This is a genomic window from Actinomyces massiliensis 4401292 (assembly GCF_000269805.1).
GTDB classification, from domain to species: Bacteria; Actinomycetota; Actinomycetes; order Actinomycetales; family Actinomycetaceae; genus Actinomyces; species Actinomyces massiliensis.
The window spans coordinates 1,579,276-1,598,829 of sequence record NZ_JH711481.1; the positions used below are offsets into that span (position 1 = coordinate 1,579,276).

Sequence of the window (19,554 nt, forward strand, 5' to 3'; positions counted from 1 at the left end):
AGTCCCCAGACCCTCCTCAAACCTCGTTAGCGACGACGATCTTCCCGACGGCGTGACCGGTTTCGAGGATCTGGTGCGCCTCGCGCAGCGCTTCGGCGCCGATCGGTCCTAGCATTTTCGTCATGGTAGTACGGATGCGCCCGGCATCGACCAGCTCGGAGATGCTGGCCAACGCACGGTGCTGGGCTTCGAGGTCGTAGCCGAAGCGCGGCCGGGTGAACATGAGCTCCCAGTGCCAAGAGATAGCCTTCCCCTTCAACGCGAACAGGTCGAGGTCCCTCTCGTCATCGATCGCGACGATCTCGCCGAACGGGCGCACGATCTCGGTGAATAGCGGGATCCGGCCTTTGCTCTGTGGGGTGAATACCCAGTCCACGCCACCGGGGGCCACGGCCAGGATCTGGTGAGCCAGATCGTCCGAGGAGTGGTCGACTACGGCGTCGGCTCCGAGGGACAGAGCCCATTCACGTGACTCGGACCGGGATGCGGTGGCGATGACGGTCGCGCTAGTCAGTTCCTTGGCGAGCTGGATCAGGATGGATCCCACCCCGCCCGCACCTCCGAGAACCAGCAGGGTTCCGCTCGAGTTCTGGGTGAGGCCGAGCTTGTCGAACAGAGCTTCCCAGGCCGTGATGCCGGTAAGCGGCAGGGCCGCCGCCTGGGCATGGGTGAGCGAAGAGGGCTTCGGCCCGACGATGCGCTCGTCGACGAGTTGGCGGGCAGAGTAGGAGCCGGAGCGCTCGATCGCGCCGGCATAGAACACCTCGTCGCCGGGACGGAACAGCGTCACGTCCTCGCCTACGGCGACGACGGTGCCTGAGGCATCCCAGCCGAGGATACGGTCCTTATCGCCGCGGTTCCCGGAGGCGCGGACTTTCACGTCGACAGGGTTGACCGACACGGCCTGCACCTTGACCAGAAGATCGTGGCCCGTCGGCGCGCCGGGGGCGGGGATCCTCGTGTCAACCAGGCTGTTGGGGCCGTCCAGTGGCCCACCGGCGCGGGAGACGACGGCAGTGACGGTCTCGTTCTGGGGTACGGCTGTCATAGGAGCAGCTCCTTCTGGTGGTGTCGTCTGGCACCGGAAGACGGCGCCCTGATGACCGTAGCCAGAGGTCAGTAGTTACCTGCAAGATTGCTTACTACCTGTTAGATAGTAGATCAACGGTTCTGGGTGCGCGGTCAGTGCGCCTCGTTATGGTCAATGCGCGCGCGAGCCAGCTCGTACTGGGACTCGGCCCAGTCGCGCAGCATGAACATCGGGCGGACCGCACTGCGGCCCGCCTCGGTCAACGAGTACTCCACGTGCAGGGGGACGGCGGGGATCACCATGCGGTCCACAAGACCGAAGTCCTCGAGCCGACGCAGCGTCGCCGTCAGCACCTTCGGCGAGATTCCCTGCAGGCGCCGCTGCAGTTCCCCGAAGCGCAGCGTCTCCTCAGCGAGGGCGCTGATCGCGAGTGCCGCCCATTTGTTGGCGACGACATCCAGCAAGGCCCGGCACGGGCAGTCGGCCGAGTAAACTTGCCCGCGGGTCTGCCCGCTCTTTCCAACCCCCGGTGCGGCACCGTTTGCCGTCATCGCTCTCCGTCCTACTTTTCACGGTCTATTACTTCCTTTCGGATAGTAGCAGACCTTGCGGGTAACTATCGCTTCATGTTTAGCGTCGAGTCATCCCGCGCGGCCCGCGCGGGTCTGAATTTCACGATGAGGAGCACACCGATGCCCCACCCGTTGTTTTCTCGGTGACGCTGACCCGCGCCACTGTCCATGCTGCCCTCGACGCCGACTTTATGAAGTCGGAAGAGTTTGGGTGTCATTAATAAGCAAGCATCGCTGTTCTCGACAGAGAGAATCTCGTAGTTCAGGTGCGCGGCATTCTCGACACGGATGGCGCCGTCGTTCGGGTCATCCGCATCGGCTGCGGCTCTCCTGGGCGGAACTGCGAGGCCGCTTCTGTGACCTTAGCCACCGCTGCATGATCTCGGCTCTACTCGCACCCTGTACTGCATCAGAGCGCAGGCCTTCGAACCACCCCGACCGTCAACACACGACATAGAGAGATTTCCCTGACATGGTTACCCTCGTACCGCGAGCAGCCCTCCAGCCCACCAGCACTCAGATCCCCGCCGGCACCGCAATCCACCTAATTGTCGAGCATCTTAGCGACCTCCTCGTCCGTGTGGAGGCGGTACTCACCCGCGAGCGCTTCACCGACGATAGCTTCACTAAGATAGACCCCTACAGACTTCCGGTCCAGGAGACCCTTGAGGAGGCCGAGGCGCGCGTGCGCTCCGACCTTGGTCGTTTCGCGGAGCGGTTCCCTGACCAGACCCACCTGACCAGCGCATTCACTGCGACGCTCGACCTGGCGGGCGCCTCGGGCCACGGCGTCTCCGCACTCAGCTCCGCCTATAGAGACGCCCTCACCGCGTTCTGCGATGCCTTTGAACCTACATCCTCGTCCAGCAGGGCACACTCCATCTTCACGGACGACGGCCTCGACGTGTATGTGCACATTGATCACGACCGTTACATGCGTCCCGAGCAGGACTTCCTCGCAGCGGCTTCGGAGCTTATCGCCTACCGCCGTGATAGGAACGACAACCTGACCGTTGACGAACGCATTGCAGTGCGCGCCGCCTACTGGCTCCTTGATCAGGGCGTGCACATCCCCGGCAAATACCCGATCTGGGGTACCTCGGGCTTCCGCGACGTGCAGACATACGCGTCGATCACGGACCCCGGCGAGGGGCATCTCGCGGGTACCACTCGCTATCCGGGCTACCTTCGTGGTGTCATCGTCCACGTCGAGCACCTCGAGCGCGGGGTGAGCCGCAGCCGTGAGGAGCTGGAACCGTATCGGATCCCGTCGCCGCGCACGGTCGCCCGCGTCCGCCTGCACGCCGGTGAGGCGGCACCGACCTCGAGCTACATCGGGAGACCCCTGCTGGACGGAACGGTTAATGACTCGCTGATTAAGACCAGCCGCACCTTCGCCGCGGCGGCCTCCTCGTTGCTGTCCGATGGTCTCGCGGAGGTTAAGTTCTCGGTCGAAAGGCTGACGGCCTCCGAGGCGGTCCGCCTGCTGTCCTCCCTCGCCCGTGAGGTGCGACGCGACCGCCATGCCCAGGTCCTGTCTGCCGCTTTCAACATCAATACGCCCGTCCTCGACGATCGTGAGGAAACCGTGCGCGCCCGTGGCGGGGCTGTCCAGGCCGCCACGGCGGAGGAGATCGGACTGCTCGGCATCGAGATCGCTGCCCAAGCCGGTCTCGACAAGGTCACCTGGGATGGAACCGCGGACACCTACCCCAGCCGCTGCATCACCGATCAGCTCGGCGGTCCACTCGCGCTCACTCTGGTTCACCGTGCCCATGAGGTCGGTTTGCTGACCTACTTCTCAGCGGGTTTCAGATTTGCCAACATCCCTGACGCGGTCGTCACTGCGGTGGACGGGATCGGCATCGGGGGTGCTCAGATCCTGCGGCTTATGGACAAGAACACTGGTAACCACGGCCCGTTCCTCCCGGACAACATCAACCGCATCCTCGCCATCCGCGACCAGGCCGCAGATACCCCCGCCGGACGAGGGGCGAGGCTGCTCGCGTGCATGGACCGCCTTCACTTCGAAGGTACTTTGGGTGTCGATGACGAGCCGACACGTGTCGCGCTGTTCGAGGCGCTGTGCAATGGAGATGTTGCGGAGGCCGAGCACATCGCCTCTGGGCTTGTGGGCCTCCTGGCGCTCCCTGTCGACTCCGTTCACCCGCTCCTAGCCTGGGCCAAGCGCCTTCTGGGAGGCTCTGGACTCCTGGCCGAGCAGCGCATAGGTCAAGTGGGATGGGGTCAGTTCGTAGCTCGTGTACGGCGGGCGGCCGACCGTGCCGATCTGATCCAGCTCGCCGATCTTCTGCAGCGGGCATCCTCGTGCGGCGCTGGACAGGCCGTCGCTGCCGTGCACTGACCCCGTCCCGTCCTCCCCAGAAGAAGCCGGGAAGGACGGCCCGGGGTGCGTCCACCTCTACGAGCCGTCGTCGGGAGCCGTCAGGGTCCTGGATCTGCTCTCTCTGCGCGCCTCCGCGGGCCCGGGGCCGCGGGAACTCGGGTACTGGCCGCGCATTCTCGCGGTCATCCTGCCGCGCGAGCTGCGAGGGGCGGAGGGGAGGGCGACGGAGTGCTAGTCGGCTCCGCCGGGTTCTCGTGACTCGAGACTTGAAAGTTTCGGACGCCCGAAATACTCTCATCCCTCATGAGACCCATGTTCATCTGCGGGCGCCGGACGGCGGCCGTCCTCGCCTCCCTCGTCCTCGTTGCCGCGGCACTGCCCCTGACCGCCTGCGGAGCCTCCACAACGAGCGCTGACGACTCCGCCATCAAGGCGGTCGCGTCCACCACTCAGATCTGCGACTACATCACCCAGCTCGCCTCCGACGGCCAGGACGACGGCCTGTCCTTCGACCGCACCGGCGCCGACGGCACGACCGAGCACTTCGGCGCCGACACCGCCAGTGCCAAGACGCACCTGACCCTGACCTGCCTGCTCGCCCCCAACGCCTCCGCCCACGAGCACGACATGACCGCGGAGCAGTCGCGGGCGCTGTCCGAGGCCGATCTCTTCTTCGTCTCCGGCGTCGACCTGGAGCACTTCCTCGACGACGCCGTTACCTCCACCGGCTTCAAGGGCTCCATGGTCGTGACCTCCGGGGTCGCCGGCGCCGCCGACGTCGACGACCTCGACGCCCAGCTGGCCAAGGAGAAGGACCTGCCCTACACCGTCGATCGCGGGACGACCAAGGTGGACGTCGCCACCTGGCCCTTCCCGCCCGAGGACGGGGAGAACGAGCCCGAATTCCGCTTCGACCCGCACGTGTGGACCTCGCCCGCGAACGCCATCGTCCAGGTGACCAATATCGGTGCCGCCCTGGAGAAGGCCTCCCCGGAGTCCGCTGACCTCCTGAGTACCCGCACCCAGAGCTACATCGACCGTCTCAATGACCTGGACGCCTGGGCCCGCACCAGCCTGGAGACCGTCCCGGCCGACAAGCGCGTCCTGTTCACCAGTCACGACGCCTTCGGCTACTTCTCCGCCGCCTACGGCGTGACCTTCAAGGGCGCCGCCCTGTCCGACTTCAACGCCCAGCAGGACGCCACCGCCCAGAAGATCGACGAGACCGCCAAGGCCGTCACGGACTCCGGCGCCGTGGCGATCTTCGCCGAGAACTCCAACAATCCCGAATCCGTCGACAAGGTCGCCAGGACCGCCGGCGTCAAGGCTATTGTCGGGGACGAGGCCCTGTACGGGGACTCGCTGGGCGACCCCGGCTCGGACGGGGAGACCTACATCGGCTCGATCCTCCACAACGTCACCAACCTCACCAAGGCATGGGACGGCACTGTCGCGGAGATCCCGGAATCCCTGAACGAGTGGACGCCCATGTACACAGAGGTCAAGTGAGCCGAATGAATCCAGCGAGCCGAGCGAGCCGAGCGAGCTCTGAACCGGTCGTCGTCCTCGACGACGCGGCCTTCGCCTACAACTCCCGCACCGTCCTGACCGGGGTCACCGGTACGGTCGTGGGCGGCGAGGCCCTGGCCCTCATCGGTCCCAACGGCTCGGGCAAGACCACGCTCCTGCGCGGCCTGCTCGGCATGGTCAGAGTCGCCGCCGGCAGTCTTCGCGTCAACGGCGCCGCCCCCGGTCGAGCGCCGCGCGGATCGATCGGCTACGTCCCCCAGGTCGCCGACCTCGATCCGAGCTTCCCGGTCACCGTCCTCGACGTCGTCCTCATGGGCACCTACTCGCGTCTGGGCCTGATGCGCCGCCCCGGCCGCCGCGAGCGCCGGCGCTGTCGGGAGGCCCTGGACGCCGTCGGGCTGAGCGAGCTCGCCTCTCGGCGCTTCGGCACGCTGTCGGGCGGCCAGCGCCAGCGCGTGCTCGTGGCCCGGTGCATCGCCGCCGAGCCGCGGCTGATCCTCCTGGACGAGCCCTTCAACGGCCTCGACCAGCCCAACCGCGACGCGCTGCTCGACATCATCGCCCGGCTCAAGGACCGCGGCATCGGCGTGGTCGTCTCCACCCACGACTTGGTCCTGGCCCGGCAGACCTGTGAGAAGGCCGCCCTGCTGGCCGGACGGCAGATCGCCTTCGGCCCGCGCGCGGAGGTGCTGGTGCCCGCCCTCATCGAGCAGGCCTACGGCGGAGCCGGTTCGGACCGCCTCCTCGAGCTCGATCCCACGGCGCTGGAACGGGAGGGCGCGGCGAGCGGGGAGGACGCGGAGCAGTGACCGCAGTCATCCCAGCGATCCCAGCAACCGCAGTCATCCCAGCAACCGCGCCGGCCGGCGTCACCAAGACCTTCGCCGACCTCGTCGAGGGCCTGCGCGGCCTGGCCTCCCATGTGCCGGGCCTGGCCCAGTTCGCCTCCGCGCCCTACCTGTTCAGGCCCTTGCTCATGATCGTGCTGCTCGGCGCCGTGTGCGCCGTCGTGGGCACCCTGGTCAACCTGCGCGCCACCGAGTTCACCGCCGAGGCGATGGTCCACGCCGTCTTCCCCGGCATCGTGGCCGGCGCCGTCTACGGGGGCATCGATCGGATCGTCCCCGCGGCCGCTGCGGTGGCCCTGCTCGCCGCCGTCGCGCTGACCTGGGTCACCCATCGTGCGGCCCGCCGCTCCGCCTCCGAGGCGGGCACGGCGGTGGTCCTCACCAGCTTCTTCTCGATCGGGATCATCCTGTCCCTGGCCAAGGGGGACATGTCCGGCCAGCTCGAGGCGCTCATGTTCGGCCGCCTCCTGGAGGTCACCGACCTGCGCCTGGCCCAGGCCGTCCTCATGTGTCTGATCGCCCTGGCGGCCGTGGCCGTCACCTGGAAGGAGCAGGTCGCCTACGCCTTCGACCCCGTCGGGGCCAGGGCGGGCGGCATGCGTCTGCTCATCCTCGACCTGGTGCTCAACATGGCGGTGGCCGCGGTCGTGGTCTCGGCGTCGACGGCGGTGGGCACCCTCCTGGTCATCGGCTATCTCGTCATTCCCGGGGCGACCGGACGCGTGCTGGCCGGTCGAGTGGCCGCCATGGTGGCGGTGGCCCTGGCCGTGGGCATAGGTGGCGGCTGGCTCGGGCTGCTGGTCATGATCGCGCCGATGCCCCACCCGGTCTCGCCGCAGGCGGCCGTGGCGCTGACCATGACCGCCCTGTTCCTGGTGGCGGCGACGCGGGCCTGGTGGCGCAACCGCATCCACGGAGCGCGCCGCGAAGAACGAGACGACGTGGAGGCGGGCGCATGAGCGTGAGCTGGAACGTGCTGGCCCTGCCGCTGGTCGAGGTCGTCCTCATGGGGGCGCTGGCCGGAATCGTGGGGGCTCTGGCACTGCTGCACCGCCGGATCTTCTTCACGGAGTCCCTGACCCACTCCACCTTCCCCGGCGCGGTGGCGGGCGTGGTCGTGGCCTCGGGGCTCAGTCGCGCCCTGGCCGGGCAGCGTGCCGATTACGACCTGCTGACCGTCGCCCTGTTCGTCGGAGCCGTGCTCATGTGCTTGCCCATGATCGCCCTCATGCGCTGGCTGTCGACGATCCCGGGGCTGACCTCCCAGTCGGCCGCGGGGATCGTGCTGACCTTCGGCTTCGCCCTGGGGTACTTCCTGGCCAAGTGGTTCGCCCCGCTGCCGCTGAAGGTCGACGGGTTCCTGACCGGCTCGGTGCTCAACATCGGTCCCGTGGACGTCGCCGTGACGGCGGCGGTCCTGGTCGGGGCGCTGGCGGTCCTGGCGGTGGGCGGCCGCTTCCTGATCTTCCACGGCTTCGACCCGGTCGGCTATCGGGCCGCCGGGCTGCGCGGCGGGCCGGTCGAAGCGGTCCTGCTGGTCCTGATATGCCTGACCATTGCGACACTGGTCCCCGCCGTCGGCACGATCCTGCCCATCGCCCTCGTCGCGGCGCCGGCCGCCGCGATCGCCCCGTGGTGCTCCTCGACGCGCTCGCTGGTGGCCGGATCGGCCCTGCTGGGGGCCCTGACCTGCGTGGCGGGCATGTGGCTGGGGGTCGTGCTGAGCCTGTCGGTGGGCGGCGTCATCGCGGCGATGGCGGGAGCCGTCTACCTCCTGGCCGCAGCGGCGCGCGCCCTGGCATCGCATGTGAGCAGCTGACGCTCTCAGGCGCCGAGCACCCCGCGCATGTCGGTCTTGAGGGCCTCCAGACGGTCGGCGGCGGTCCGGCGGGCCAATTCGACCGGATCCTCGACGCCGACCGGTACGACGACCTCGCAGTGACATGCGAGCCTCGGCTCGGTGTCCGAGGGGTGCACGACGATGCGGTCGTTGGCCGCCGTCTTGATGATCAGGCCGTCTGTCGGCGGGAGCTTCCCGCCGTTGCCGTCCGAGGCCCCGTCCAGCAGGTCGAAGACGTCGACCACGGGGGAGCCGGCCAGTGAGGCGGGCACGCCCCCGGCGCGCAGGCGATCCATGGTCGTGGAGATGAAGGACGCATCCTCTGCATCCTCTGCGCCCCGGCTGCTCACGCTCAGGTGACCGGTGGCATGGAGCCCGTGCTCGCGCGCCAGCCGGTCGAGCAGGTCGGCGATCGAGCGGCCCTGCTGCTTGAGCACGCTGGCCAGCACCGCCAGGCGCACGGAGGCCGAGATGCCGTCCTTGTCCCGCACCGAGGCGGGGTCCACGCAATAGCCCAGCGCCTCCTCGTAGCCGAAGACCAGTCCGGGCACGCGACTGATCCATTTGAAGCCGGGCAGGGCGTTGCGGTGCCCCAGCCCGTGGGCCTGCGCGATCTTGCGCAGCATGCGGGAGGAGACGATCGAGTTCGCCAGGATGCCGGTGCCCGTGAAGGCCGCGAGCTCGGCGGCCTGCTCTCCCAGGACCGTGCCGAGCTCGTCGCCGGTCAGTCGTCGCCAGCCGCCGGTGACGTGCTCGTCCGGGATTGCGGCGCAGCAGCAACCGGCGTCGGGGTCGATGGCGATCACCAGGTCGGCGTCGGCGTCGCGGGCCTGCGCGAGGGGAAGGTCGAGAGTGCCGGCCTCCTCGGGGTCGGGGGAGGCGACGGTGGGGAAGCCGGGGTCGGCGTCGAACTGCTCGGGCACGACGATCACGTCCAGGCCCACGCGGCCCAGCGCGTCGCGGCAGATCCGCCCGCCCACTCCGTGCAGGGCGGTCAGGACGATCTTGAGGGGGGCGGCGGCGCGCATCCGCGCCGCCTTCGCCGCAGTCGCGGTGTAGTCCTCGATGATCTCCTCGCCCAGGGTCTCCCAGCCGGAATCGGGCATCGGTATCCCGGGTATCTCAGGTATCCCGGCCGGGTCGCCGACCGCCTCGATGCGCTCGGCGATCGCGGACTCGTAGGGCGGCGCGATCTGCGCGCCCTGCCCCGGGCCGGTCACGGCGCGCCCGCCCAGGTAGATCGTGAATCCGTTGATCTGGGGCGGGGTGCGGGAGGCCGCCACCATGACCGCGGCGTCGGCCTCGAGGCGCCTGAGCGCGAAGGCGAGGGTCGGGGTGGGGCAGGGGCGGTCGAACAGGACGGCGCGGCCCCCCGCGCCGGTGATGACGGAGGCCGTGTCGCGGGCGAAGACGCCCGAGTGGCGGCGAGCGTCGTAACCGATCACGACGGTGAAACCCTCGCCGAGGGTTTCGCGCAGATAAGCCGCCAGGCCGGCAGCGGCGCGGATGACGACGGCGCGATTCATCCGGTTCGGCCCCGCTCCCAGAGGGCCGCGCAGGCCGTCGGCACCGAGCGTCAGGGTGTCCGAGAAGGCGTCGGTCAGGGCTGCGGCGGCCTCATCGTCGCCGGCCTCGTGGGCGGTCAGCAGAGCGGTCAGCTCTTCGCGGGTGGCGGGGTCGGGGTCCTCATTGATCCAGGCAGTCACGGCAACGGTGTCGAGAGAGCGATCCGGGCGGGTCATGACTTCGACGCTACCGCGAGCCGCCCGTTCCGAACCGTGACAATGACAGCCCTCACCAGTGGTTCCCAACACAAGAACGTGAGGTAGCCAATGACGCCGGCGGGTCCTCACTCCCGACTCGGCCGTACCCTGGGCCCATGAGCGACACCGCCACCTCGCCCCCGCCGCTCGGCGGCCAGGTCCCGGCCCCGGTCGCGGAGCCGGTCGCGCTGCCCGATCTGAACGGCGATCTCGGCGCCCTCACCCTCGCCCTGGTGTCCGCCCCGAGCGTCTCCGGGGCGGAGGCCCCGCTGGCCGACGCCGTCCAGGCCGCCCTGGCGGCGCATACGCACCTGGAGGTTCTGCGGCACGGCAACACCGTCGTCGCCCGCACTCGCCTGGGGCGTCGTGAGCGAGTCGTCGTCGCCGGCCACCTGGACACCGTCCCCATCTCGCCCCGCACCGACAACGTCCCGGGCCGTATTGAGAGCCATGAGAACCTTGAGAGCCTCGAGAGCCTGGAGGACCTGGGCGGCACGGGCGCTCAAGACGGGCAGGGCGGGCAGACGGTCGTGTGGGGGCGCGGCAGCGTCGATATGAAGGGCGGTATCGCGGTGGGCCTGCAGCTGGCCGCGACCCTGACCGCTCCGCGCCGCGATGTCACCTGGGTCTTCTACGACAACGAGGAGGTCGTCGGCGAGCGCAACGGGCTCGGTCGGGCGCTCGCGGCCCACCCCGACTGGTTCGAGGCGGACCTGGCGATTCTCGGCGAGCCCACCGGCGCGGGCGTCGAGGGCGGATGCAACGGCACCCTGCGCCTCATCCTGGACGTGCCGGGTCGGGCGGCCCACTCGGGCCGGGCCTGGCGCGGCGTCAACGCGATCCATGCCGCCTCCACCCTCATCGAGCGGGTCAAGGCCGCCCCGGTGAGGACTGTGGAGGTCGATGGCCTGGCCTACCGGGAGTCCTTCAGCGTCGTCCTCATCGAAGGGGGCACGGCGACCAACACGATCCCCGACCACTGCCGCGTCACGGTCAACTACCGCTTCGCACCCGACCTGACGGCCGAAGAGGCCCTGGCCCGGGCCAAACGCGTGCTGGCAGGGCTCGATCCCGTCGGTGAGGAGACCGACCCTGTCATCGACGCCGGCACCGGGCGGGTCGATGTCGAGCTGGACGACCTGAGCCCGGCCGCGCGCCCGGGACTCGATTCCCCGATGGCCCGTGAGCTCATCGAGCTGGTGCGCGAGCGCGGGGGCGCCGTCGGGCCCAAGTACGGCTGGACCGACGTCGCCCGCTTCTCCGCGGCCGGCATCCCCGCGGTCAACCTCGGCCCGGGCGACCCGATGCTGTGCCACACCGATGACGAGCACTGCCCCGTGGCCCAGATCGAGGCCGTCGCGCAGATCCTGCGCGCATGGCTGGCCTGACGGTCCGACGGCCCGACCGGCCGTGATGAGATCATTCCCCCATGACACGCCAGACCTACCGCAGAGGGCCCGTGATGCTGCGCGGGACCCAGATCCCCGTCCGGACCACCGACGCGCGTCTGCTGGACCACCGCGGCGATGCCGAATGGCTGCACGCCGACCCGTGGCGCGTGCTGCGCATCCAGTCCGAGTTCGTCGAGGGCTTCGGGGCGCTGGCCGAACTGGGGCCGGCGATCAGCGTGTTCGGCTCGGCGCGCACTGCCGCGGACGACCCCGCCTACGCCCTGGCCCAGCAGATCGGGGCGGGTCTGGCGCGCAGCGGCTACGGCGTCATCACCGGCGGAGGCCCCGGGATGATGGAGGCGGCCAACAAGGGCGCCCATGACGCGGGCGGCGTCTCGGTGGGCCTCGGCATCGAACTGCCTCACGAGCAGGGCATGAACGAGTACGTCGACCTGGGCGTCAACTTCCGCTACTTCTTCGCCCGCAAGACGATGTTCCTGAAGTACTCCGACGGCTTCGTCGTCATGCCCGGGGGAATGGGCACGCTCGACGAGCTCTTCGAGGCCGTGACCCTCGTCCAGACGGGCAAGGTCTCCTCCTTCCCGATCGTGCTGGTGGGCTCCGACTACTGGCGCGGGCTGGTGGATTGGATCCGCGGCACCCTGGTGGACTCCGGGACGATCTCGCCCGGGGACGTCGATCTGCTCCCCGTCGTCGACACGGCGCAGGAAGCCGTCGACTACGTGGTCGACGGCGCGCGGCGGTTGCGGGCCGGCGGGGCGGAACCCAGGAGCGGAGCATAGTTGAGCCTTCGTGGACTTAACCACGTTTATCTGAGGATCGGCGTCCTCGTGCCGTAGAATGGGCTGGGCAGTGCGGTGATGAATCCGCGATACAGCACTGAAAGGGGAGCTCATGGCTGCCATGAAGCCCAGGACTGGTGACGGGCCGCTAGAAGTCGTCAAGGAAGGCCGCTCGATCATCATGCGCGTGCCGCTGGAGGGTGGTGGCCGTCTGGTTGTTGAGATCACGCCCGATGAGATCAAGGATCTCCAGGAGGCGCTGGCCTCCGTGAAGTACTGATTCTCGATCCGCACAGACCCGCACAGATCGGCTCAGACTTCCTCAGACCTGCTCAGATCTCTTCAATAGTATGCGGCGCCTGCCGCAGTAAGTAACGACGAGGACCGGGTCCCCGAGGGCCCGGTCCTTGTGCTATTCCTGCACCGCTTCATTCAGGTCATTCAGGTCATTTCAGGCCCGTCAGGCCTGGCGGACGGCCACCAGCAGTCCATCGCCGACCGGCAGGAGCGACACGAGAAGACCGTCGTGATCGCGCAGGGACTTGCCCAGCTCGCGTGCCGCGACCGTGGTGGGGTCGCGTCGAGCGGGATCGGCCACGTGATCGTTCCACAGGGCCCGGGTGATGGCAAGGACGCCGCCGACGCGCAGCATGCGCAGTGCCGGCCCGGCCAGCTTGATCGACTCCTCCGGATCGATGTCGAGCACGACCATGTCGTAGGAGCGGGCCGCCATGCGGGGCATGACGTCGGAGGCCCTGCCCCGGATGATCCGCGTGCGCGCTCCCGGATATCCCGCGGCGTCGAAGGCCCTGCGCGCCTCGCGCTGGAGCTCGGGCTCGACGTCGATGGTGGTCAGCACCCCGTCCGAACCCATTCCGCCGAGCAGGCACAGCCCCGAGACCCCGGTGCCGGTGCCGACCTCCGCCACGGACTTCGCCGCCACGGCGGCCGCGAGCATCTTCAGGGCGGCGCCCGTGGCTGAGGAGACGGGGGCGATGCCGAGCTCGATGCCGCGCAGCCGGGCGTCGGCGATCTGCTCGTCCTCGCTGGGGAACTCCTCGGTGTAGGACCAGCTCAAGGTCTTGTCGGCACTCACCGTTCCACCTTCCGTGCTGCGACCGGTGGTCGCGTGGGATCGGATCTGCCCGTGCACGGCCCTGAGGGGCGGCGCGGGCGAACACACTCATTGTTCCAGGTTGTGGGCGGATCAACGGTATCGCCACTGGCGATGCGCATGCCTCCGGGGTGCGACGGCGCACGTCCCGCATGGTGATCGGGTCCCGCGCTTGGTCCCTATACTGTTGGCGTGCTAGGCGTCTCAGGTTCCGAATTCCTCGTCATCATCCTGGTGGCGGTCATCGTCATCGGGCCTCAGCGTCTGCCCGAGTACACCCGCAAGCTGACTCAGGCCGTGCGGCGGCTCAGGGTATTCCTGGACGACGCCAAGGAGCAGATCGCCGAGGAGGTCGGCCCGGAGCTCGCGGACCTCAATCTGTCCGACCTCGATCCGCGCAACTACGACCCGCGCAAGATCGTGCGCGACGCCCTGGGGGAGGACCTCGACGCCATCCGCAAGGACCTTGCCAATCCGATCCAGTCGGTCGCCAAGGATGCCAGGGACGCGGCCTCCGATGCCGTTAAGACCGAGGCCGCCTCCCGCTCGAAGAAGTCCCTGAGCCGGATGATCGACGACAGGGCCGAGCAGGCTCGCGAGGAGCGCCGGGCGCAGCCTGAGGCTGACACCGAGCCGGTCGAGTCGGTTGAGACTGCCGGGGAGGCGCAGGCTGTTGAGGCTGACGCCGAGCCGGTCGAGTCGGTTGAGGCTGCCGATGAGGCTGTTGAGGCTGACGCCGAGCCGGTCGAGCCGGATGAGGCTGTAGAGGTTGCCGGGGATGCTCAGGATGCTGAAGATGCTCAGGATGCCGAGCTTGACGTCGAGCCGGTTGAGCTGGATGAGCCCGCTGAGGCCCCGACTCCGATCCCCTCGAGCCTGGTCGATGAGATCAATGAGATCGAGGAGGCCGGGGAGGCGATCCGGCCGATCCGCCGGGTGCGGCCGGTGTCCCCGCGAGAGATCGTGCGCGCGGCCAACGCCGCCGCCCGTACACGCGCAGAGGCTGCCGAGGCGCCCGAGGTCGTGATGGCCGCCGATCCCTCTGATTCCTAGGATTCCTCGGTCGGCGCCTGAACCGCTGAACTACATCAGCCGTGGGCGATCGACAGGACAGCGCCGCAGCCAGTCGGTTCCGCGCAGTCCTCCGCTCAGTTCGCCACGTTGAGGCTCAGCCGCCGACCCGCCAGCCCGCGGGAGCGGTGCACGAGCCTGCGGGCCACGTCCACCAGCTCCGCGGCCGCCGGGGCGTCCGCGGCGGGCTCGCCGTCCTGCGCCACCGTCGCGGGCGCGCCGACGTCGGATCCCTCTCGCAGACGGATATCCAGGGGCAGTTGGGCCAGGAGCGGCACCTCGTATCCCAGCGTCCGGGTCAGCGAGTCGCTGACCGTCCGGCCGCCGCCGGAGCCGAAGATCTCCAGGCGCGAGCCATCGGCCTGCGGCATGTAGGACATGTTCTCGATGACGCCGACGACCTTCTGATTGGTCTGAGTGGCGATGAGCCCGGTGCGCTCGGCGACCTCGGCCGCAGCCGTCTGCGGAGTGGTCACCACCAGGATCTCGGCGTTCGGCAGGAGCTGAGCCACGGAGATCGTCACGTCCCCGGTGCCGGGGGGCAGATCGAGCAGGAGGACGTCCAGATCTCCCCAGAAGACGTCGGAGAGGAACTGCTGGACCGCCCGGTGGAGCATCGGGCCGCGCCAGATGACCGGCTGCCTGGACTCCACGAACATCCCGATGGAGATGACCTTCACCCCGTAGGCCACCGGCGGGACGATCATGCCGTCCAGCTGGGTGGGGACCCGCTCCACGCCCAGCATGCGGGGGATGGAGAAGCCGTAGATGTCGGCGTCGACGACGCCCACGCTCAGGCCCTGGGCCGCCATGGCCGCCGCGAGGTTGGCGGTCACCGAGGACTTGCCCACCCCGCCCTTGCCGGAGGTCACCGCGTACACGCGCGTGAGACTGCCCGGCTGGGTGAAGGGGATGACCGGTTCCGCGGCGCCGCCGCGCAGCCGAGTGCGCAGCTCGGCCTTCTGCTCGTCGGTCATGACGCCCAGGTGCACGCTCACCTCGGTGACGCCCTCGACCCCGCCGACCTCGCGACGCGTGTCCTCCGTGATCGTGTCCTTCAGGGGGCAGCCGGCCACGGTCAGCAGAACGCCGACGCTCACGGCGCCCGATTCGCTGATCTCGACCGATTCGACCATGCCGAGATCGGTGATCGAGCGGTGGAGCTCAGGATCGATGACTCGACCGAGAGCCTCGCGAACTGCGTCTTCGGTAGGTGCGGACATGACGCCATCCTAAGTGCGTCCGTGCAGGAACCGTCGTGGTGCACAGCACGTTGAAACGGTTCGGTTCTCGTGTCCCGAGGGCCTGCCGGGATAACGACAGCGTAACCTGGATCGGCCGCCATGTGCGGATGACATCCCCTCCTGCGAGTCGGAAAGAGAAGCGCATGACTTCGACGCAGCGCTCCACCAACCCAACACCCGCATCTCAACGGGGCCGGATCGGCCGGATCGGCGGCCTTGATGGGCTGCGGGCCATCGCGGTCGCCCTCGTCCTCGTCTACCACCTCATTCCCGGGGTCCTTCCCGGCGGGATGGTGGGGGTCGATGCCTTCTTCGTCATCTCGGGATTCCTCATCACCAGTCTTCTGCTCCTCGAGCAGCGCCGCACGGGGCGCATCGACCTCAGGCGCTTCTGGATCAGGCGCCTGCGCCGTATCGTGCCCGCACTCGTCGCCGCCGTAGCCGTGGTCGTGGCCCTGGCCGCCTGCATAGGGGGCGATGCCCTGCTGGCCGTGCGGCGCCAGGTCCTCAGCTCGATCCTGCTGGCCTACAACTGGGCGGAGATCATCGGCGGATCGTCCTACTTCGACCAGACTCAGCCCCTCCTGCTGACCAACGTGTGGTCGCTGGCGGTGGAGGAGCAGTTCTATCTCCTGTGGCCGCTGGTCATCGTCGCCTTCCTGTCGCGGGGCCCGTCGTGGACGCGGCGCAGGTTCGCCGCCCTCGCCCTGGGGCTCTCGGTGGGCTCGGCCGCCTGGGCCCTGCACCTCATGGGGCAGGGGGAGTCCCCCTCGCGCGTCTACATGGGAACCGACACCCACGCCTTCGGGCTCATGATGGGCGCCGCCCTGGCCCTGTGGCACGGGCGCGCGACGGAGGGGCTGACCCTGACCCCTCAGCGCCCGGAGCTGCGCCGGGCGCGGGGGCTGCTGGGATGGGCGGGCCTGGCCGGTCTGCTCATCGTGGCCTGCGTCTCCGACGGGGACGCCATGGCGCAGCCCGGCGGCCTCGGGCCCGTGCCCGCGCTCATCATCGCGTCCGTGTGCGCCCTCGCCGTCGTGCAGGCCCTCACCGGTGAGGTCGCTCTCGCCGCCGGACCGGCACAGCGATTGTCGCGCCTGCTGCAGGCCGAGCCGCTGCAATGGGTGGGCTCGCGCTCCTACGGGCTGTACCTGTGGCACTGGCCCCTGGGGGTCCTGGCCTTCTACGCCATTCCGCCGACGGTCAGCCCCTGGGTGGTGGCGCTCGGCGTCCTGGGGCTGACGCTGTGCGCCACCGAGCTGTCCTACGTCTACATCGAGACCCCCGTGCGGCGCGACGGCCTGATCAGCTGGCTGCGACGGGCCGTACAGCTGCGGCCGCCTCAGATCGTCCCACTGGGGGGAGGGCTCACCGCCGTCGTCCTCCTCATCGTTCTCGCCTTCTCCTCCCAGCCCGGCCAATCCACGGCCCAGCAGGCGATTGCGGCCGGGGGCGAGGCCCTCGGCACTCCGGCCGCGGATGCGGCCTCCGACCCGGCATCGGGCGCCTCCGATGCCGCCTCCTCTGAGAGCGCGAGCCCATTCACCGGCGCGGAGGTCACCGTCATCGGCGACTCCGTGACGGTCGCCGCGGCGCCGAGCCTGGAGGCGAGCCTGCCGGGGATCTCCATCAACGCCGAGGTCTCGCGGTCCGTGTACGCCGCCGTCCCCACGCTCCAGGATCTCGACGCCGCCGGCGCCAGGCCCTGCGTCGTCGTCGCCCTGGCCACCAACGGCCCGATCGAGACGGACCAGCTCGACTCGATCCTGGACTACCTCGGGCCCGACCGCAGGCTCGTTCTCGTCACCGGCTACGGCCCCGCGCGCACGACCTGGATCCCGCCGGCCAACGAGGCGCTGCACGCCTTCGCGCAGGACCATCCCGATCAGGTCGCGGTGGCGGACTGGCAGGCCGCCGTTTCCGGACACCCCGACCTCCTGGTGGACGATCAGGTCCACCCCCAGCCGGCGGGCGCCGAGCTCTACGCGCAGACGGTCACGGACGCGATCGCGAGCCTCGAGCGCTAGCCGCCCTGAGGCCGCGTCGAGTGCGAGTGCGTCGCGTACGACGACCGCGACGAGTACGGGTGCGACGAGTGCGACTCCGGCTCGTCGGTCTCCTCGGAGAGCTCCTCCACGATCTCGCCGACGATCTCCTCGCGCGAGCGGCGCTCCTCGGTGAGCAGCTCCTCCAGCAGGTCGCGCAACTCGGAGCGCACGAAGTCGCGGGTGGCGACATCGTTCATGGCCAGGCGCAGCGAGGCTATCTCGCGGGTGAGGAACTCGGTGTCCTCCAGGTTGCGCTGGGCGCGCTGGCGGTCCTGCTCGGCGGTGACGCGGTCGCGGTCGTCCTGCCGGTTCTGGGCCAGCAGGATCAGAGGCGCTGAGTAGGACGCCTGGGTGGAGAAGGCCAGGTTGAGCAGGATGAAGGGGTAGGGGTCCCAGGCGGCCCCCTCATTGATCTTCACCAGGAGCATGTTCGCCGCGATCCACGCCACCACGAACACCGTCATGTAGAGGACGAACTTCGGCGAGCCCATGAACCGGGCCGTGGCCTCGGCGAAGCGCCCGAAGCCGTCGGAGCGCGAGGATCCCGGCCGGAACCAGCGCATCCACCGCGAGCGGGACCGGGTCACCGGCTGGTCGAGCTGGTCAGGCATTGGCGTTCCTCTCGATCATCTCGTCGGTGACGGCCTCGTCGGCCTCGCGCCAGTCGTCGGGCATGAGATGGTCCAGGACGTCGTCGACGGACACGGCCCCGAGCAGCCTGCCGGCCTGATCCAGAACCGGCAGGGCGGTGAGGTTGTAGGTGGCCAGGAGCCGGGTGACCGTGCCGATCGAGTCATCGGCGTTGACCGGGTCGAGGGCCTTGTCGAGGATGGAGCCGAGCAGGCGCTGCGGGCGCTCGCGCAGAGCCCGCTGGAAGTGGACCATCCCCAGGAACTGGCCCGTCGGGGACTCCAGCGGAGGGCGGCACACGAAGGCGATCGCCCCGAGCGCCGGCTGGACCTCGGCCTTGCGCGCCTGCGCCAGGAAGGTCGCCACATTGGCCTCCGGAGGCAGGATGATCGGCTCGGTGGTCATCAGGCCCCCGGCGGTGTACTCGTCGTACCGCATGAGGCGGCGCACGTCCTCGGCCTCCTCGGGCTGCATCAGTTCGAGCAGCTCGGTGGCCTTCGGCTGGGGGAGGTCCGAGACCAGGTCGGCGGCGTCGTCCGGCTGCATGGCGTCCAGGACGTCGGCGGCGCGGGAGGCGTCCAGGCCCGACAGCAGGGCGACGGCGTCGTCGGTGGACAGCTCCTCGACGGCGTCGGCCAGGCGCTCGTCGGACAGCTCGGCGGCCACCTCGATCTGACGGGACAGGGGCAGGTCCGACAGCACATCGGCCAGGTCGGCGGGCTTGAGGTCCTCCATGGTGGCCAGCAGCGCGGTCGCCCCCTGCTGGTCGGTGCTGCCCGCCAGGCCCGTGACCTCCTCGGGGCGCACCATGAAGGTCTCGCCTCGGCGCAGGCCCAGGGGGCCGGAGGCGCTGCGCTGGACGAACAGGCGCGTCACCTTCCAGTCCATGCCGCGGTCCCGCTCAATGGCGACATCGCGCACGGTGACGGATCCGGTGCCGTCGCGCATGGTGACTACGCGGTCGAGCAGCTCGCCCACGACGAGCGTCTCGACATGGCGCTGCTCGAAGCGGCGGATGTTGACCAGTCCGGTGGTGATGACCGCGCCCGGCTCGATGGCGGTGACCCGCGACAGCGGCAGGAAGACGCGACGGCGCCCGGGCACCTCGATGACCAGGCCCACCGCCCGCGTCTCCCCGCGTATCTGGATCAGGACGATGACGTCGTGGACCTTGCCCACCGGATCCCCGAGGGGGTCGAAGACGGTCGTGCCCACGAGGCGGGCGACGAAGACCCTTGAGACAGTGCGCGTCCTGGTGCTCTCCACAGGCACAGGATAATGCGCCCTGGGCGTGATGAGCCGGTATCGGGCCCCGGGCGGGCG

17 protein-coding genes are annotated in these 19,554 nt (G+C 69.3%); 10 read left to right on the plus strand and 7 right to left on the minus strand.

The window, feature by feature from the left end:
- Positions 1-16: 16 nt before the first annotated feature.
- Positions 17-1,048, minus strand: coding sequence for a zinc-binding alcohol dehydrogenase family protein (locus tag W5W_RS0106790; protein ID WP_017194840.1), 1,032 nt, complete (start codon positions 1,046-1,048; stop codon positions 17-19).
- A gap of 134 nt (positions 1,049-1,182) precedes the next feature.
- A complete protein-coding gene (locus W5W_RS0106795) occupies positions 1,183-1,581 on the minus strand; it encodes a winged helix-turn-helix transcriptional regulator (protein ID WP_050980350.1) in 399 nt (132 codons plus the stop codon).
- Positions 1,582-2,074: 493 nt separating this feature from the next.
- On the opposite strand from W5W_RS0106795, the gene W5W_RS0106800 reads away from it, so the two are divergent.
- The 5 genes from W5W_RS0106800 to W5W_RS0106820 all read left to right on the plus strand — a co-directional run bounded on the left by W5W_RS0106800 (position 2,075) and on the right by W5W_RS0106820 (position 8,146).
- Positions 2,075-3,967 carry a hypothetical protein gene (locus tag W5W_RS0106800; protein ID WP_154650259.1) on the plus strand — a complete coding sequence of 631 codons (1,893 nt, stop codon included), beginning with the start codon at positions 2,075-2,077 and terminating at the stop codon, positions 3,965-3,967.
- Between the two features lie 294 nt (positions 3,968-4,261).
- Positions 4,262-5,458, plus strand: a complete 1,197-nt coding sequence (locus W5W_RS0106805; protein WP_017194843.1) for a metal ABC transporter substrate-binding protein — start codon at positions 4,262-4,264, stop codon at positions 5,456-5,458.
- 5 nt (positions 5,459-5,463) lie between these two features.
- Positions 5,464-6,288 carry a metal ABC transporter ATP-binding protein gene (locus W5W_RS0106810; RefSeq protein WP_017194844.1) on the plus strand — a complete coding sequence of 275 codons (825 nt, stop codon included), beginning with the start codon at positions 5,464-5,466 and terminating at the stop codon, positions 6,286-6,288.
- Complete coding sequence (locus tag W5W_RS0106815; RefSeq protein WP_017194845.1) at positions 6,285-7,286, plus strand: metal ABC transporter permease; 1,002 nt, start codon at positions 6,285-6,287, stop codon at positions 7,284-7,286. The genes W5W_RS0106810 and W5W_RS0106815 overlap by 4 nt, the downstream gene beginning before the upstream one ends.
- Positions 7,283-8,146, plus strand: coding sequence for a metal ABC transporter permease (locus W5W_RS0106820; protein ID WP_017194846.1), 864 nt, complete (start codon positions 7,283-7,285; stop codon positions 8,144-8,146). Before W5W_RS0106815 ends, W5W_RS0106820 begins: the two co-directional genes overlap by 4 nt.
- 5 nt (positions 8,147-8,151) lie before the next feature.
- Here W5W_RS0106820 and W5W_RS0106825 read toward each other — a convergent pair whose 3' ends face one another.
- Positions 8,152-9,909, minus strand: a complete 1,758-nt coding sequence (locus W5W_RS0106825; protein ID WP_017194847.1) for a phospho-sugar mutase — start codon at positions 9,907-9,909, stop codon at positions 8,152-8,154.
- A 137-nt stretch (positions 9,910-10,046) separates the two neighbouring features.
- Between W5W_RS0106825 and dapE the strand changes: the two genes are divergently transcribed.
- The 3 genes from dapE to W5W_RS15660 all read left to right on the plus strand — a co-directional run bounded on the left by dapE (position 10,047) and on the right by W5W_RS15660 (position 12,404).
- Positions 10,047-11,318 (plus strand): succinyl-diaminopimelate desuccinylase, encoded by a 1,272-nt coding sequence (gene dapE, locus W5W_RS0106830; RefSeq protein ID WP_008729592.1) that lies wholly within the window; start codon positions 10,047-10,049, stop codon positions 11,316-11,318.
- A gap of 41 nt (positions 11,319-11,359) precedes the next feature.
- A complete protein-coding gene (locus tag W5W_RS0106835) occupies positions 11,360-12,124 on the plus strand; it encodes an LOG family protein (RefSeq protein ID WP_008729583.1) in 765 nt (254 codons plus the stop codon).
- Positions 12,125-12,236: 112 nt separating this feature from the next.
- Positions 12,237-12,404 (plus strand): DUF3117 domain-containing protein, encoded by a 168-nt coding sequence (locus tag W5W_RS15660; protein ID WP_008729587.1) that lies wholly within the window; start codon positions 12,237-12,239, stop codon positions 12,402-12,404.
- Between the two features lie 180 nt (positions 12,405-12,584).
- On the opposite strand, the gene W5W_RS0106845 is transcribed toward W5W_RS15660, so the two are convergent.
- Complete coding sequence (locus W5W_RS0106845) at positions 12,585-13,220, minus strand: O-methyltransferase (RefSeq protein ID WP_008729573.1); 636 nt, start codon at positions 13,218-13,220, stop codon at positions 12,585-12,587.
- Between the two features lie 210 nt (positions 13,221-13,430).
- Here W5W_RS0106845 and W5W_RS14765 point away from each other — a divergent pair, with 210 nt between their 5' ends.
- Entirely contained in the window at positions 13,431-14,291 is an 861-nt protein-coding gene (locus W5W_RS14765) for a twin-arginine translocase TatA/TatE family subunit (RefSeq protein WP_017194849.1), read from the plus strand.
- Positions 14,292-14,386: 95 nt separating this feature from the next.
- Here W5W_RS14765 and W5W_RS0106855 read toward each other — a convergent pair whose 3' ends face one another.
- Positions 14,387-15,532, minus strand: a complete 1,146-nt coding sequence (locus W5W_RS0106855; protein WP_008729556.1) for a P-loop NTPase — start codon at positions 15,530-15,532, stop codon at positions 14,387-14,389.
- A 164-nt stretch (positions 15,533-15,696) separates the two neighbouring features.
- Between W5W_RS0106855 and W5W_RS0106860 the strand changes: the two genes are divergently transcribed.
- Positions 15,697-17,580 (plus strand): acyltransferase family protein, encoded by a 1,884-nt coding sequence (locus W5W_RS0106860; protein WP_017194850.1) that lies wholly within the window; start codon positions 15,697-15,699, stop codon positions 17,578-17,580.
- Here W5W_RS0106860 and W5W_RS0106865 read toward each other — a convergent pair.
- Positions 17,577-18,212, minus strand: coding sequence for a DUF1003 domain-containing protein (locus W5W_RS0106865; protein WP_017194851.1), 636 nt, complete (start codon positions 18,210-18,212; stop codon positions 17,577-17,579). The two genes, W5W_RS0106860 and W5W_RS0106865, sit on opposite strands and share 4 nt — an antisense overlap.
- Positions 18,205-19,497, minus strand: a complete 1,293-nt coding sequence (locus W5W_RS0106870) for a magnesium transporter MgtE N-terminal domain-containing protein (protein WP_008729555.1) — start codon at positions 19,495-19,497, stop codon at positions 18,205-18,207. Before W5W_RS0106870 ends, W5W_RS0106865 begins: the two co-directional genes overlap by 8 nt.
- Positions 19,498-19,554: the final 57 nt, after the last annotated feature.